The sequence below is a fragment of the Chloroherpetonaceae bacterium genome (assembly GCA_033763895.1).
GTDB lineage: Bacteria > Bacteroidota > Chlorobiia > Chlorobiales > Thermochlorobacteraceae > JANRJQ01.
In genome coordinates this window covers 241724-258859 of sequence record JANRJQ010000004.1, presented here as the reverse complement: position 1 = coordinate 258859, position 17136 = coordinate 241724, and the positions used below count along the sequence as shown (strand labels likewise).

The 17136-nt window shown below is 40.1% G+C and carries 8 protein-coding genes and 1 tRNA gene; 4 read left to right on the top strand and 5 right to left on the bottom strand.

The annotated features are described in order from the left end of the window. Window positions 1-50: 50 nt before the first annotated feature. From SFU91_01845 to SFU91_01830, 4 genes are all read right to left on the bottom strand, one after another. On the bottom strand, window positions 51-4001 hold the full coding sequence (locus SFU91_01845; GenBank protein MDX2127759.1) for a PAS domain S-box protein: 3951 nt from the start codon (window positions 3999-4001) through the stop codon (window positions 51-53). 105 nt (window positions 4002-4106) lie between these two features. Further along, window positions 4107-5003 (bottom strand): DUF3078 domain-containing protein, encoded by an 897-nt coding sequence (locus SFU91_01840; protein MDX2127758.1) that lies wholly within the window; start codon window positions 5001-5003, stop codon window positions 4107-4109. A gap of 20 nt (window positions 5004-5023) precedes the next feature. Beyond that, window positions 5024-5419: a large-conductance mechanosensitive channel protein MscL gene (gene mscL / locus SFU91_01835; GenBank protein ID MDX2127757.1), complete on the bottom strand. Its 396-nt coding sequence runs from the start codon at window positions 5417-5419 to the stop codon at window positions 5024-5026. A gap of 284 nt (window positions 5420-5703) precedes the next feature. After that, complete coding sequence (locus tag SFU91_01830) at window positions 5704-8961, bottom strand: two-component regulator propeller domain-containing protein (GenBank protein ID MDX2127756.1); 3258 nt, start codon at window positions 8959-8961, stop codon at window positions 5704-5706. 161 nt (window positions 8962-9122) lie between these two features. Between SFU91_01830 and SFU91_01825 the strand changes: the two genes are divergently transcribed. Continuing rightward, entirely contained in the window at window positions 9123-9602 is a 480-nt protein-coding gene (locus SFU91_01825) for a TerB family tellurite resistance protein (protein ID MDX2127755.1), read from the top strand. Window positions 9603-9681: 79 nt separating this feature from the next. Here SFU91_01825 and gltB read toward each other — a convergent pair whose 3' ends face one another. After that, entirely contained in the window at window positions 9682-14187 is a 4506-nt protein-coding gene (gene gltB / locus SFU91_01820) for a glutamate synthase large subunit (protein MDX2127754.1), read from the bottom strand. 288 nt (window positions 14188-14475) lie between these two features. Between gltB and SFU91_01815 the strand changes: the two genes are divergently transcribed. The 3 genes from SFU91_01815 to SFU91_01805 all read left to right on the top strand — a co-directional run bounded on the left by SFU91_01815 (window position 14476) and on the right by SFU91_01805 (window position 17118). Further along, window positions 14476-14548 (top strand) — tRNA-Phe (locus tag SFU91_01815). Window positions 14549-14725: 177 nt separating this feature from the next. Next, entirely contained in the window at window positions 14726-16525 is a 1800-nt protein-coding gene (locus SFU91_01810; GenBank protein ID MDX2127753.1) for a cation:proton antiporter, read from the top strand. After that, a complete protein-coding gene (locus tag SFU91_01805; protein MDX2127752.1) occupies window positions 16525-17118 on the top strand; it encodes a hypothetical protein in 594 nt (197 codons plus the stop codon). Before SFU91_01810 ends, SFU91_01805 begins: the two co-directional genes overlap by 1 nt. Window positions 17119-17136 lie beyond the last annotated feature (18 nt).

The window sequence follows — 17136 nt, the reverse complement described above, 5'->3', positions numbered from 1 at the left end:
CAAGCCAATTCAAATAAACAAAAATCAATAACGGGGCAATAAGCCGGCATTCAATTGGAATTAATTACAGAATAAAGTTCTGTAAGACTGAAGGGTTTCGTAAGAATTTGAAATCGTTCCGTCTCCAGCGAAGAAAGGGGTGCGTTCTTATCAAGATAACCCGTCATTAATATGAACTTTGCATTTGGAAGTATGGAATGAAGCAATTCATAAGTTTTTTCGCCATTGAGAACAGGCATATTTTTATCAAGAAGGATGATGTCAAATTCTCGTCCGGTATTTTCAACCAAATCAATGGCTTTTCGCCCATTCGCAGACAATGTTACACGATGACCATTCGCTTCAAGTATTTCCTTAAGGTAATTTCGAATGAGCAACTCGTCATCAATAACTAAGATGTTACTTCTCTTAAACCCTAAGGACTCTGTGGTTAAGGGTGTTGAAGAAGATGGTCGTTTTTCGGAACCAATAGGGAAATACAGATAAAATGTTGTGCCTTCACCGGGGGTGCTTTCAAGAGTAATGAAACCGTTATGATTTTTAACAATCCCATACACCATTGAAAGACCTAAGCCGGTTCCTTTGCCAACTTCTTTTGTTGAAAAGAAAGGTTCAAATATTTTTTCGCGAATTTCCATTGGAATGCCAATTCCATTATCGGTAATCGAGATTTGAATGAATTCCGAATTCGTGGAGACACCGAATTGCGCACAATACTCTTCTTTTATAGAGCCACGGGAGAGAGAAACAGAGAGTTTTCCAGCTTGTTTGGTGTGTTTTAGCGAATCAAGAATGGCGTCACGAGCATTTACCATCAAGTTCAATAATACTTGCTCGATTTGCCCTTTATCGCCTTCTAAAATGAGTTCCTCAGAAGGTAGCTCTGTTTCAAGGGTGATTCTCTTATCCAACATCGGGAGAATCATTTGAGAAACATCACGAATGCATTCACTGATTTTTACTGCAATATTTTCCTTCTTGCCTTGACGCGCAAATCCTAACATTTGACGAATAATATTCGCTGCACGAAGTGAGTTTTCTTGTATGGTTTTAATACGAATACCTTGTTTTGATTCTAGACTATTATCGCGTTGGAGCAGTTCTGCATTCCCCATTATTCCCATTAGAATATTATTGAATTCATGTGCAACACCGCTGGCCAGTACCCCCAAAGACTCCATCTTTTGTGACTGAAGAAGTTGCTGATAAATCAATTCCTTTTCTTCTTCAATTGCCTTTTCTCTTGTAATATCTTGGATATAACCGTTGTAAGAAATCAATTCTCCCTTTTCGTTCAATATGGGGCTGCCAAAAACCTCCAGCCATTTTTGATTGCCTCTTGAAGTGACAATTTTCTTTCTTAGTTGAAAAGACTTTTTCATTTCAATTGAAGAACGAACAATTGTTTCAACATCGTTTGGTTCAATAACTAAGTTGAACATCTCATTTGGTGAAAGCTTTCCATCAGTAAAGGGAACTTCATAAAGGCGATAAACCTGTGATGACCACTCCAAGTCATTGGTTTTAGGGTTGTAACGCCAGCTACCTATTTGCGCGATTTCTTCGGTTTGTTCCAAAAGTTGCTTGCTTTGAATCAGTAGCTCTTCATTCTGTCGTTGTTTGGTAATATCAATTTCAACACCATCCCAAATTACGTCGCCGTTTTCTTGTTTGCGTGGCACCGAGCGAATCAGTGACCATTTTTGAGTTCCATCTCTTAGTTTTTTTTCAATAACGGTTTCAAAAACATCTAATGTTTCAAGAGATTTTTTTGTTAATCGATTGACACGATCAAGAGATTCAGGAAGTAACAGCTGATGTAGAGTATTGGGTGAGCCTAAAGCTTCTTCAACTGAAATTTGCGAGATTTTTTCAACACCCTTACTAACAAAAGTAAATTCTTCTTTACCGTATTGATCAACCTTAAATTGATAAAGCATCACATCAGGAAGTCCGTCACTTAAAGATGAAATAAGGGCATTTCTACTAAAAAGTTGCTCTTCATTTTGCTTTTGGTCTGTGATATCTTGAACTGTCGTCACTTTATATTTTCTTCCTTTGGCACCATCAATAAGACCGGAGGTTACATGAATCCGTCTTAATTCCCCATCTTTCCTTAGGAGCATCCATTCTCCACCAAAATGAATATCACCCTTTATAAATGATTCGTATATGCCCGAAAGTTTAAGTCGTTCCTTGGTAGGAACAAGTATCGTAAAATGATTCCCGATAAGCTCTTCTCGGGAATAGCCATAAGTTTTGCAGAATGAGGAATTAACATCGATAAACATTCCTGTTTCATCGGTTAAACATATCCCGATAAAAACAGTATCAAATATCAATTGAAGCTGATTTTGCTTTTCTCTCAATAGTGATTCAGCTTCCTTTTGTGCCGTAATATTTTTAGCGACGACAACACCCAGTGGAGAAGCGTATTCATCGTAAAACATTGATGCCGTGATTTCGGTCCAAACAATTGAGCCATTTTTATGAATGAACCTTTTTTCGAGGGTATAATTTTTTCGCTTTCCCTCTCTCATTTCGGAGAGAAGCAGAAGTTCCTTTTCAAGATCTTCAGAAAAAGTGATTGTCCTCCAATCAAGATGAATCAACTCATCTTTTGAATAACCAATTATTTCCTCAAATCCTGCGTTGACATTAAGGATTCGATTATCTTGAGCAAAGACAATACCAACTGCGGCATTATCGAATACGGAGCGAAATTGCCATTCACTTTTCGAAATCCGCTCTTCTGCTTTTTTCCGGTCGTCAATTGGTATATCAACTTCTACAACCATTGCCTTTCCATCAACATAAATTCCCTTAAAAATGGTACACTCATACCACAAAAAGTCATTTTGTTCATACTTTCTGATTCGCCGCTCAACCTTGACCAAATCGCCTTCATCAATCATTTTTCGATAGTAGGGGAGTTTTTCCATAAAGGCATTACGATCGTCTTCATGAATCAAAGTATATTCAGGTAAATGTTGGAGAGATTTTATCCGTCTGATTTCTTCAATATCGAAAGGGATACCTCTGCTTTCAGCAAATGCACGATTAGCAAAAAGAAGTTGCTTTTCTTGATAAAGACTTATTGAAAAGGGAAGGGCATTTAATAGCCACGAAAGTTTTTCTTCACTCTGTTTGATTTTTTCTTCCGCTTTTTTGAGCGCTGTAATATCAAAGACACGAACCAGAAGAAACGCTCTTGAATTAATGGATATTTTCTTAATTGTGATTCCTCCGTAAAAGGGAGTTCCTTTTGCAGAGATATATTCCAGCTCTCCTGCCCAAGGCTTATTGCCATTCAGATTAAACCAAATTTCTTCAACTTCCTTTTCCGTGAAAGGATATTTTTGAAAACGCATCCCAAGCGATCCAATCAAGTCATTCTTGCTATCAACTTCAAATAACTCGACTGCTCTATTATTACAGTTTTCAATCAGGTTTGAAGCGAGATTAACAATGAACTTAGCTTCTGTAGATTCTTCAAATATGACTTGAAAGTAATCTTCGCGACTTGCTTCATCTGGAAATTGTTTTTTTGTGGAAAGAGGTATCAGTCTTCCTAAGAGACGAATTGGCTTTCCAGTTTCATCACACAAAACTTTTCGTCGATCTAAAAAGTCAACAAAAAAATTGTTCTGTGCTTTTAACCTTAATACATACTCGCCAGATTGACCTTTGAATGAATCTTGAGCACTTTTATCTAAGATTTGAAAATCATCGGGATGAATTATCTCATGCCAATCTTCCGTTGTTGAGTGACTATTAGGGGGTAATCCAAGTGTTTTTTGAATTGTACCAATTTGAAATTCATGAACCCAATTCCCGTTTTCATTTCGGGCTGAATACACTAAGCTTTCTTCGCTTAAAAGTAAAAGAGATTCTAAGGAAGCCTTGAAATTTTCATCTTCAAGCAATAAGGAAAAGTCAGTATTTTTTAGATGATTATTTCGGTGAAACTGAGCCAAAAACTCTAAGATTGAATCGTTCATAGCACTATAAAATTGATAGAAAACTCAATCAATTTAAAGAGAATCAGTTTACTGCCAAATAATAAAAGCCGCTTATTTGCGTCTTTTATTGGGCTTAGCAGCAACTTAGAATTTATAGAGAATCCCAAGAGCAAAAAGATTACGTAATTGGGTTGAAGGACCTACGGTTCCATCGCTTCGTTGAACAACAACCTTCTCATCATAAAATACATCGAGTGCTGCTGTAACATTGATGAATTTATTGACTTTCATCACCAATAGCGATTCCCACATTACAACGAGTGTTTGAAGATGGGTGTACGCCCCAAATACATTGAGACGCGATTGAAATAAAACATTTTCAAAAACATCCTTTTTGAAAAGTGCATTTAAGTTCATGCCTCCTTCAAATAATATTGAACTGCCGGGAGTCACGCCAAAGGCACCCACATCACTTAAATTTTTATCAAGTACAAAAATTGTCCTCGCACCCAGAGGCGCAAAAGTAACCGTGAAAAAATCTGATGGAGCATATTCAAAACCAAGATTGGTTAATAAATATGCGGGAGCCATAAAATTTGAGATGACGGGTTCACTTGAATTTGAATAATCTTTTCCGACTGTGAATTGCGTTCTGAAATCGACGCTTCCACTATAACTAACCTGTTGAATCGCAGACTTATGATGAAGTTGAGAGAGAAAGATGAGACGGTCATCCGTTTTCCGCCAAGATTGGCCTTCAACTTTGGTTTCTCCATACCCTAATTGTATCACATTATTCCACTTTACATTGTCTTTTTCGTAAACAAAATTGTAATTAAAAAGTCCGATAACAGTCGTTGAATTTTGTCCTCCACCGGCCCAATTGGTGAGGCTGATTTGAGATAGATTTACGCCAAAATCACCTGAGGTTTTCCAACTGGTATCGGCAGGCATTTCTTGTGCACAGATACGAATTGATTGAAGCGAAATTGAAAGTACGATAAAGGTGAATATGCAGATTGTGAATCGCTTATTTTTCATATTGATTTAAGTTTTGTCGGTTACTTTTTATGAAGCAAGTCTCTGATTTCTGAAAGAAGTTCTTGGTCTTTCGTTAATGGAGGGGGGACCGCCGGCGCGGCATCTTCAGATTTTCGTAATGAATTCATCGCCTTCACGACAAGAAAAATGGCGAAGGCAATAATGGTGAAATCAACAACGGATTCAATAAATAGGCCATAATTTATGGTTACCGGCGAATCCGGCGTTCCGCCAATTCGCAGCTTTAGTCTAGAAAAATCCATACCGCTAATGATAACGCCAAGTGGCGGCATCAAAACATCATTGACAAGCGAATTGGTAATTTTTCCAAATGCGCCACCGATCACCACACCAACGGCAAGATCAACTACATTTCCGCGCATCGCGAAGGTCTTAAACTCCTGTATAAATCCCATAACTTTTGTGTTAAATGAAAGAAAGAATGAAGAGCCGTTAAAGTCAAATTAAATTATACTTTCAGGTTAAACCTAAAGAATTCCAGATTAATTAATTCATTTCGTTTGAACAAAGCAAGCATTTACCTAAAAGAGAAAAAGAAAAGGGCGAATTTAAATTCAATTCTTTAATCAAGAATTCGCATTGAATGTCCCAAAACAAAATGAATAAAAAATATTGGAAATGGAAGACGGTCTCAGTGAGGAGAAAAACAAAGAAGTGACAAGATTACTAAAATGAAGAATCAGGCTGGGGAATTAAGATATTTTGGGAATTCAACGATAAATGAACTGCCACGATTTTTCCCTTTGCTTTGAGCGGTAATCTTGCCGTTTTGCATCTCAACCAATCGTTTGACAATTGATAGGCCGATTCCCACCGAACGCCCGCCATCTGCAGGTTTTGGGCTCAGTTTTTGAAATTTCAAAAATAGCCGTTCAAGATCCTCCTGTGTTAGTCCTTGCCCTTCATCGTGAAATTCCATTCGAATCTTGTTGTTTTCTTCATATAAAATTATTCGGATCAGCGTATTGGGAGGCGAAAATTTCATTGCATTGCTCAGAAGATTTTGAATGATCTCTTTCAAACGGTCTTCATCGCCTTTAACAACACCTTCAGTTCGGGCATCAATATCAAGTATTTGACTATTAGACGACAATTCCATTTGATACTTCAATGCGGTGAGTTCAACAAGCTTCTTTAACCCAATCGGTCTAAAATTGATTTTCAATGAACCGGTCTCCACTGCGTTGGCATTCAAGATGTCCGTAATAATTGTGGACATTCGGTATGCAGAGTCACGTATGAGTTTAAGAAATTGTGACTTCATTTGAGGTTGGACTTTATCCTCCAAAAGCAAATCCGAAAACTGCTGAATGGAATTCAAAGGGTCGCGTAAATCTCCGGCAGCGATTTCAAGAAGTTCCGATTTCATTTGATTCGCTTCTTCGGCAATCTTTCGTTGCTGCTCTGTTTCTCGTTGCGAGATTTCAAGTTCTTTGAGGGTTAACAGTGTTTTCTCTTGTTCTAATTTCAATTCTAAAGTTCTTTCTTGAACCGTTTTTTCAAGAAAGGCTTCACGTTTCTTTAACCTTGAAACCCTAAAACCATTCACAGCGATACCAGATAGAATTAACCCAACAACTGAAAAGAGTAAGAACCATTTTGTTTGATAGAAATAGGGTTCAAGAGAAAATTCAAAATAGGCGCCTGAATCATTCCAAATTCCATCGTTATTACAAGCAATGACAATGAATCGATAGTCGCCGGGAGGAAGATTCGTGTAATAGGCCACTCGCCTTGTGCCCGCATCAATCCAATCAGAATCAAAATTTTCGAGTCGATACTTAAACCGAACTTTTTCGGGGGCTAGAAAACTTAGGGCACTATAATGAAACTCAAATCGCTCTTTACCCGGCGTTAGGCTAAGTTTTGATAGGCGTTCCGCTGGAAGTTGAATGGCATCGTAATTAATGACCAAGTTGTTGATCATCAGAGGAGGAGGAAGGTGATTGATTTTAAGATTCAAAGGGTTGACATAAGAAACGCCCATTGTCGTTGGAAACCACAGCTGTCCATTTTGTGTACGCCAACCGGCCGGTTGTGAAACCCCATTGCATTGTGAGCTTTTCATCCCATCTGACCGATTGAAAAATGACATCGGTATCGAACTCAATCTTTTTGCGATGTATTCATTGAGATCTTTTACAGCGACTCTATAAATCCCTTTTCCGTTTGAAAGCCAATAGTATCCGAGATCATCATTCAAGATTCTAAAGATGTTCCCTTCCGGAAGCCCATCCTGCATTGTCAATGCGGCTACTCTCGCTCCATCGGTGAATTTCCATAAGCCATTCGAAGTTCCAACCCAAACATTTTTTTCTTCATCTTCAAAAAAACAAAATACCGTGTTGGTAGAAAGCCCATTGTTAGGGACGATTGATTTGAGTTCACCTTTTTCAAACTGGTGAAGCCCAAGCGATGAGCCAATCCAAATTCTACCGTAAGAATCTTCAAAAAGCGCACAAACAAACGCATTATCCAAACCAAATGATTTGCCAAGCAATAAAAATTGGCTGTTATTATAAAGGTTCAATCCTGAATTGGTTCCAATCCAAAAGCGACCCTCCCGATCTTCGAGAATTGCATTGACTCGTGAGTGTGAAAGCCCGTCTTCTGTTGTCAGGGTTGATATCTTATCGTTTCTGAGTATAGCAATTCCGCCATTTGTTCCTGCCCAGAGAGTGCCGTCCTCTTGTTCAAATAAGGAAAAAACATAGTCACTTTTTAATCCATCTTTTTTGGTGAAAACCCTGTAGTCATCGCCTTGAATTCGTGTCAGACCGCTTTCGCTGCCAATCCACATTGCTCCATCTTTGGTTTGAAGAACGCAGCGTGCATAATTATCGGCAAGTCCTTCTTTTCTTGTGATTGCTTGAAATTTGCCGGTTGAAAATTGATTAAGCCCGCCATTGGTTCCAATCCAAAGATTCCCTTCGCGGTCTTCTAAAGCGGAGAGAACTGATTTACTTGTCAATCCATCATCGGTTAAAAAAGAATCAATCTTCCCATTTCTAAACCGGCTTAAGGCGCCGCCATAAGAGCCAATCCAAAGCGTTGAATCCTGATCTTCATAAACCAAACGAATGGATAAATCGAGCAGCCCATCTTCAATCCCAAGCCTTTTTTGAAAACCCTTTTGAGGATGATAAAGGTAAACGCCATTTTCAGTCCCAAGCCAGAGTTCGCCTGTTGTCGCTTCGGTAATTGTGTTTACGAATGGATTGTAGGCATTATTGGTAGAAGGAATTGGAGTGAAATTCCCTGAGGAGGAATTAAAGGAATGAATGCCCCCTCCCGAAGTGCTAACCCAAATATTTCCATTTTTTGATTGTATGATTGAGGAAATGTAGGGGCTAAGCAATCCGTTAAGTTCGTTGAATCGATGTTTAACCACCAAGGAATCTTGTTGGGGAGATAAAACCATAACGCCAGAGCCGTTGGTTCCTACCCATAAGTCACCCTCTTTCGTTGAACATAATGCATAAATGTAATTCGAAGTCAGCCCTTGAAGCGCAGTGTAAGAAATAAATTCACCATTCTTATATCGAACTAATCCACCGCCATTGGTGCCAATCCATAAGCTTCCATCGCCGGATTCTGCAAGTGAAATGATTCCGTTATTTTTTATAGCAGGGGTGTTTTTTCGGTCATAATAGGTGAAATTTGTCCCATCAAACCGTACCAGCCCTTCAAAGGTTGCCAGCCACAAAAAGCCTTCGCGGGTTTGAAGAATTGAACGAATGGTATTGTGAGGCAACCCATCGTCCAAAGTCCAAAAACGGTGCGAATACTGAGTAATCTTGCGTTTTACTTCAATCGCATTGCTCTCGGTCACACTTAATAGAGCAAAAATGATGATACAGACCACAACTTCGAAAAGTGCAGAAACCCAAACCGCCAATTTACCGTTAGGATAATGAGTTCTCTGAAAAGGCGTCATAAAGGCATTGATGTAATGGACTGAGCAAAGGCGAAGTTTTTACTTACAAAGTATAAGCAATCAATGGCTCTTCTGGAAGCATTTTCAGCATCACCGTCGTTCTTTAATGATTTCTTAGTATGCCATTCCGGCAAATCTCTAACAAAACACTTTAATCTTATATGCAATATTCACGCGAATTTATCGAAGATTTAGCCTTTCTATACATGACATTGGCAGCCCACGCCGATGGTAAACTAAACAATGCTGAAAAAGAAGCAATCCGCTTGGTTCTGAATGTATGGAGCGATGGATACATTGATCATGAAATGGATGATTTGCTTCATTTTGCTAAACGCGCTACGGATAAGTGCGATGAAGAAGGCACACTTGGACAAGAAATCGTTCGAATCATTACAAGACTGTCCACCATTTTATCTCGAGGTAAACTCAAAATTATTATCAATGACTTGCTTGGGGTCGCAAAAATTGACGGGGAAATTCACCGCAATGAAGAAGCGCTCATTCGAACCGCTGCCGATGCTTGGGGTTTTAAGGTTCGAGGAGAAGCGTTTCACTCATTAAGCAAAAATGAACCAGCGCAACAGTTATCCTATCGCTCCTTAGCATCCGGTCGAAGAGTCTTAGCCTTAGCAAGCTGAAAGAGATTGCATCTGGAAAAAAATATTTCAAACACTTTGGTTGAGTGGAAGTGCGATGAACCCTTTTTAACCAATAGATTTAATTCAACTTTATTATTTCAGTTTCTTCCAATTTCTTTTTTGCAAAAGCGATTGGCAAATATTTGGTAAAAAGCGATTTCGATTTCTGCCAGTCTGCTAAGATTTGTTTAGCGGTTGTACTACCGGTCTCGGTGAGATAATCGGTAAGTAATGAAATCAAACGAGATTCATCGGCATCGTCAAATGGGGTGTTTTGCAAATAGTCATAATTGATGAATTGCTGGAAGTTTCGAAAGAGGAACAATTCTCCACCGGTCATACCCGCGCCGATATTCCCCGAAGCTTCACCTAAAATTACAATTCTACCGTTGGTCATGTATTCGCAGGCATGAAGGCCTACCCCCTCTACAACGGCAGTCGCACCGCTGTTTCTAACGGCAAATCGGTCTCCTGCATGTCCGTGCACATAGAGCGTTCCGCCGGTTGCCCCATAAAGCGCACAATTTCCGATAATGACATTTTCCTCTGCTGTAAACGAGGCTTTCGGATGAGGAACAATGACACATTTCCCGCCCGACATTCCTTTACATACGGAATCATTGGCTTCTCCGGCTAATCGAATGGTAAGCCCCTGAGGCATAAAAACCCCAAATCCTTGACCCGCGCTTCCAGTAAATGAGAGTGAAATGTTACCGCCAAATGATACTGATTCGTCGGCAAAACCTTTTGCTAAACGCTTTGAACTGACATACTTTCCGATCTCACCGCTTAGGGTGGCGGGAATTGCTCTATCGGTAGGCAAAATTGAATAAGATGCTGAAATGTTTGATTCATTGGGAATCGATGAAGCGCAATCGTTCAACACAGATTGATTTAATGGATTGACCCCTTCTAAATACAAACTCTGTTCTCGGTGAAAAACCTCAAGACCCTTTTTTAGAAAAAAACTTAGATCAAGATTTCGTGATTCAATTAGCGACTTGGCTTTAGGGTTTAAGATGAGCAAATCTGTTCTGCCAATCGCCGACTTCAAAGTTTTCAGTCCCAAAAGTGACAGGTGACGACGAACATCCTCTGCAATAATTTCCAAGAGAGAAACAACATGCTCCGCACTTCCTTTATACTTGGCTTTGAATTTCGGGTCGTGTGTTGCGATTCCCGTTGGGCAGGTATTGGTTTCGCAAATTCTTGCCATTACACAGCCTTGTGCGACAAGTAAGAGCTTCCCAAAATCATATTCTTCCGCACCCAAGATTGCCGCAAAGACAACATCTTTCCCTGTTGAAAGCCCACCGTCTGTTCGCAAGATAATGGATTCTCGAAGGCCGTTCTCAACCAAAGCATGATGCGCCTCTAAAAGTCCGATTTCCCAAGGCAAGCCGGCGTGTTTCATTGAAGATAGCGAAGCCGCTCCCGTTCCACCATCCGCGCCGCTAACCTGAATGATGTCTGCTCCTGCTTTCGCCACACCAACAGCGATTGTCCCGATGTTCGCTCCTGAAACCAATTTCACACTGACTTTCGCTTTGGGATGCGTTTGCTTCAATTCATAGATCAATTCCTTTAAGTCCTCAATACTATAAATATCATGTAATGGAGGCGGAGAAATGAGGTCAATCCCCGGTAAAGCATGTCTTGCTTTGGCAATATCCTCAGTTACTTTCACCGACATTAGTTGCCCGCCTTCACCGGGCTTAGCCCCTTGAGCAACTTTAATCTGTATTTCATTTGCAGTAACCAAATATTCGGCTGTTACACCAAACCTTGCCGAAGCAATTTGTTTTGTTGAAGCAAAAATGCCTTCTTTAAAGTAATAAGGGTTTTCACCGCCTTCGCCACTATTACTTCTCCCGCCAACTTGCCGCATTGCATCAAATAAATCCCGTTGAGATTCAGCGCTGATTGCCCCAAAAGACATTCCTCCTGAGCCAAACGTAGAAGTGATATGCTTGATCGGTTCAACCGATTCAATTGAAACGGTATGCGATTGCTTTTTCAAATCGAAAAGATGGCGCAGATTTATAGGCTCATCCGCTTCGCCTTGTTTCAAATATTCCTCATAAAGCATTGAAGAATTTAGCGAGAGATTTTTTTCTCTCACAATTCGATGAATGACTTTTGATCGTGCATTGGTCATTGAATGTTTTTCACCCAAAAGACCTTTATTGTGTTCTTTGAATTGATAAGTATGAATTAACTTTTCTGAGAACTGAGATGAGGTTGTAGTGAAAGTATTATGAAGAATTTCTTCCACTAAATCTTTAATCTCAATGCCTCCAATTGGGCTGTAAAGGTCAACAAAATATTCGGAGGCAAGTTTCTTTCCGATACCAATCGCAGAAAAAAGCCGCGCGCTTTGATAGCTCTTTGCAACTGATATTCCCATTTTCGACATGACTTTTAACAGTCCGGATTCAAAAGCTTTAATGAGGTTTTTTTCCTTTTCATCAGAACCAAGCTTGGCCGTTTTCTCTATGGGTTGGTATCTCGCTATCTCAAGTGCGAGATAAGGGCACACCGCCGCCGCACCAAAACCAATAAGGCATGAGAGCTGATGCGTGTTCCGAACCTCAGCCGTGTGAATCACGAGCGATGCGTCAAGCCTTACTCCCGATGCATTCATTGCTTTAATGACTGCGCGAAGCGCCAATAGACTTGGTATCGGTGGATGTTCATAGTCAGATGAACGGTCGGAAAGGATGAGAATTGAAGCCCCTTTTTGTGTGGCTTTAACGGCGTCTGCCTGCAAAGAAGCCAATTTTGACTTAAACCCAATCTCACCTTCACTTCGCTTGAAAGTGATATCCAATTCATAAGCCGTAAGCCCCTTTTCAACCCGTCGCGATTCGATTAATCCAATAGAGACAAGTGACTGTAAATAGGCCATTTGTGAAAGTGATAGTAAAGGACTTCTCAACTCTATGGCCGGCGGGGGTGGGATTAATTCTTGCGGCGAAAAAATATTGGGCTTTTTCCCCAAGTAAATTGAAAGATCCGTGACGGTGCTTTCACGTAAATAATCAACCGGTGGGTTCGTGACTTGCGCAAAATTTTGATAAAAATAGTCGAAAAAGGCACGAGGCTCTTTTGATAAGATTGCCGGCCTTGCCGTATCACCCATAGATCCAATGGGTTCCTTACCGGTTGTAATCATCGGAGCGAGAATTTTATGCAAATCCTCTTCTGTATAACCAAAGAGGCGCATTTTGCTGAGATGCCTTGGCGCATCGTCAAGCTTTAAGGATTGAATCGGGGTGAGTTTTGCATCAAAGTTCGCATCACGATTCAATGAGGAGTCGCTTGGGTCTGTAAAATCCACTTCGCCGGTTTCAAGATTGACCGTTACGCCTGTTCCCGCTTGTAGTGTGCCTTTTGAAAGCACTTTTGATTCATCAAGGTCAAAAGAACCTGCTTCGGAACTGACAAAAAAGTGACGGGTCGTTTTTGCCCATCGGCACGGGCGAAATCCATTCCGATCCAAGCGTCCTCCGACTTTTTGCCCATCGGCAAAAGTGATAAATGCCGGCCCATCCCAAGGCTCCATTGCGCGCGACCAAAATTTATAAAATGGGCTTTTCGAGGCCGCCGGTGGAATCATAATTGCTAAGATATCTTCGATATGTGGTATTGAGCTTCGGTAAAGAAGTGCCTCCACCATTTCATTCATACTTCCTGTATCGCTGATTCCGTGATGCGTGAGCAATTCATCTGCGCCAAGCCCTAAAGATTTTTCGCGAGAATATGACCAAGATCGATTTCCGGCAATTGTGTTTATCTCCCCATTATGAGCAATCACACGAAATGGCTGTGCTTTATCCCAAGCTGTACGCGTATTGGTGCTAAACCTGCGATGAAACATGACAAATCGCGTCTTAAACTTTGGGTTCTGAAGATCGAGATAAAATTGATCGAGTTGGTCACCCTTTGTCAAAGCCTTGTAAACGATGGTGTTCGTCGATAGCGAGGCAAAATAAAATTCACTTAAACCATATTCTTTTACTTTCGTTCGGGTAATTTGCTTTGCGGTATAAAGCAAGCGATTGAAAGACGCATCGGTTCGGCAATGATTCGGCCGAGCAATGACCACCTGCTTGATTGCAGGCATTGTTCGTAACGCCTCCTTTCCAAGAACTTCCGCATTGATGGGCACATCACGAAATTCGGTCACTTCAAGCCCTAAAAAACCAAATGTTTCTGCAAAAATTTTGAGCGCTATTCGCTGTCCTTCAAGATCAAGCGGAATAAAAAGAATCGCAATAGCAACAGAGCCCTTTTCATAACCAAAATATTCGAATGGAATATCTGTCATAATTCCGGAACCATCACTTGAAATTTGATCTGCGCCGCAAGCACCGCGGTGTTCTTCGCATCGAAGTGCTAGCAATCCGGCTTTTAAGGTATCATGAAGTGCATCACCATTTAGATTTACCACAAAACCCACCCCGCACGATGAGCGCTCATCATCCGGCTTTCCTGAAATAGCCTTCTCAAATCCATCTCCATCTATTGAAGAAGAGAAGAAAAGACTGTTCTCTTTCGCCTGTTCATGCTCAAATTTGTTCATTGACTCAAAGTTAGGATTGATAAAATTGCATGACCGAAAATTCCTTTTGGAATACCATCAATTCAATAAGCAAAAATGCACTTGAATTTTCAACTTTTTTCTTCACTTAGCTAAAATTATTAAGGTGAATGTGGTTTAATGTGAAAGAAATTAAGTTGTCTCAAGTCAAAAGCGTCCATTGAACCCTTTGGTTGAAAATTTTTTAAGAGTTTTTTCTTTTACAAGTTCAACTGCTATATTTGCAGTCCTTTTTGAAAAGCAACAAATATAAATAGATGTTTTTCAATTGGACAGGTAGCTCAGTCGGTAGAGCAAAGGACTGAAAATCCTTGTGTCGGGGGTTCGATTCCCTCCCTGTCCACATCGCAAAGCCGTCTTCGACGGCTTTTTTTCCCTAACCGATTATTTCCCTAACTGATTACTTCCCCAACTGATAAATAACTGAGCCCTCAAACAAATATTCTAACAGAGTTATTTCGCATCATTCGGGAATTCCCTTACTAAAATGAAGGTTGAAGGAAGTACAAATTGAAACACGATGCACGATTTCCATTTTCTTCAAGACCTTGTCATAATCTCTGCTCTTGCAGTGGTTGTGGTATTAATTTTTCAAAAAATCAAACTTCCTCCGGTTATTGGTCTTATTGTCACGGGAATAATGGTTGGGAATACCGGATTAAAAATCGTCAGTGATGTAACACTCATCTCTACATTAGCTGAACTTGGTGTGGTCTTGCTTCTTTTTGCAATTGGGCTTGAGTTTTCGGTTGAAGATTTCAAGAAACTAAAAAATATTGTTCTTTTTGGTGGGGCTTTTCAAGTAATATTAACTGTAATCGGAATTGGCATCTTGGCATTTTGGCTTCTCCCGCTTTTTGGCGTAGAAAGTAACTGGAGAACCTCTGTTTTTTTAGGAATGGCGTTAGCCTTGAGCAGCACAGCGATTTGTCTTAAACTACTTGACGATCGAGGGGAGCTCAACCAACCGCACGGGAAAATCGCATTAGGCATTCTCATCTTTCAGGATATCGCTGTTGTTCCGATGATGATTGGGATTAATCTCTTAAATCCATCCAGTGAAACATCATTTACAGGTTTAATGAAGGAATTGGGGCTGTTGGTTGTGTTCGCAATTGCAATTATCGGTGGATTTCGCTTTTTTATGCCCTACTTCGCTAAGATAGTCAGTGCGTTGCATGCGAAAGAAATTGCTGTTTTAGGCGCATTATTGCTTTGTTTCGGTTCAGCGTATCTGACTTCACTCGCCGGGTTATCTTTAGCATTGGGTGCATTTATAGCCGGTGTGATTATTTCGAGCACCGACGAAAGTCATCAAATTTCCGAAACCCTTACCCCGTTTCGTGATGCTCTGACAAGCATCTTCTTTGTTTCTGTCGGTTTATTACTCGATATAAAAGTAATTAACTTACCACTCTATGTAGTTCTCTCACTTGTGGTTCTAATCATTAATGCAACTTTAGCGACAACCGTTGGTGTATTGTTAGGATTCCCTTTACGGATTGCATTGATTGCCGGAATTGCATTGGCTCAAGTTGGAGAGTTTTCGTTTGTATTGGCGGAACTTGGTTTGAAAAATGAAGTCATCAACCCCGAGATTTTTCAAGGGACTTTGGCAGTTATTGTAATTACAATGATTGTAACACCTGCCCTTATTGCGGTTGCACCACGTGTTGCAGAAAGATTAGCTCCCGCACTCGAATTCATACCATTGAGAAAAGACGGAAGTCACCCTGAGGCAGATAAAATTGCTTCACTTCAGTACGATGAGTTCGCACCAAACCAAGATGCTGCTGAAATAAAGCCACATGTGGTGGTGGTTGGTTATGGCGAAAGCGGTCGTAACATCAGTGCGGTTTTGATGGCGACGAATGTAAGACATGTAGTTTTGGAAAAATCTCGTAAACAAGTTGAAACTGCTAGGAAAGAAGGATTCAAGAATATTTTTATTGGTGAAGCAAAGGATATACAACGACTTTCACAGTTGGGCGCGGATAAAGCCGATGCCATCGCTATTTGTATTTCAGGGCTTAAGGAATCGGCAGAGTGCATTTCCGCAATTCGTGAATTGAATCCAAATTCATTTATTATTGTTCGAACAAGACAAATGTCTGATGTTCCTTTGCTCTACAAAGCAGGTGCGAGCTCGGTAATTACTGAGAAGTTTGAATCATCAATTCAGATTTTTTCTTTGCTTTTGAAGCAATTTGACATTTCGGCGATAACGATTCTTGAACAGCAAGAAATTCTTCGTAGAGAGTTCTTTAAGGTCATCCCCGATGAAAAACAGGCTGAAGAAAAAACACAACAAACATCGTAATGTTAACAGCAAGGGAAATTGAATTGCTCGAAAATCAAATTTTTTTTGAAACGAAAGTCAGTGCAACCGAAAAACTTAAAACGCTCTTTGAATCTCTTCGAGAAAATGCAAAGCTATTTATTAATCCAATTGATTTGGATTTTCCTGAAGGAACCGACTTTTATAAAGGCCAGATTGCAAAAGGAGAAAATTATGAAGGATTTCCTTATGTCTTGCTCGATTATCCAAAATACTTCAGCCAAAAAAACATCTTTACCTTCAGAACGATGTGTTGGTTTGGAAATAGTTGGATTTTCTCGGTCATAATCCAAGGAGATTATCTTGCGAAAGCAATAACTCGTTTTGAGAATCAATTTGAAATGCTTCAAAACCTTAATTGCGGAGTAGGAGTGAATGAACTATGGAATTGGAAAAAAGATGGTGAGATTATTCTTAGTCAAATTGAAAAAAATGAATTGATTCACAATGTGAAATCCTCAAGTTTTTTGAAGATTACAAAACGCCTCCCACTATCAATATTGAACTCTGAAGCAGATGTGTTGAAGCAATTCAAAGAGTTTTATTCGGCGATTCTTCCTATTTTGAGACGGTAAAACGAAATTAATTAAAAT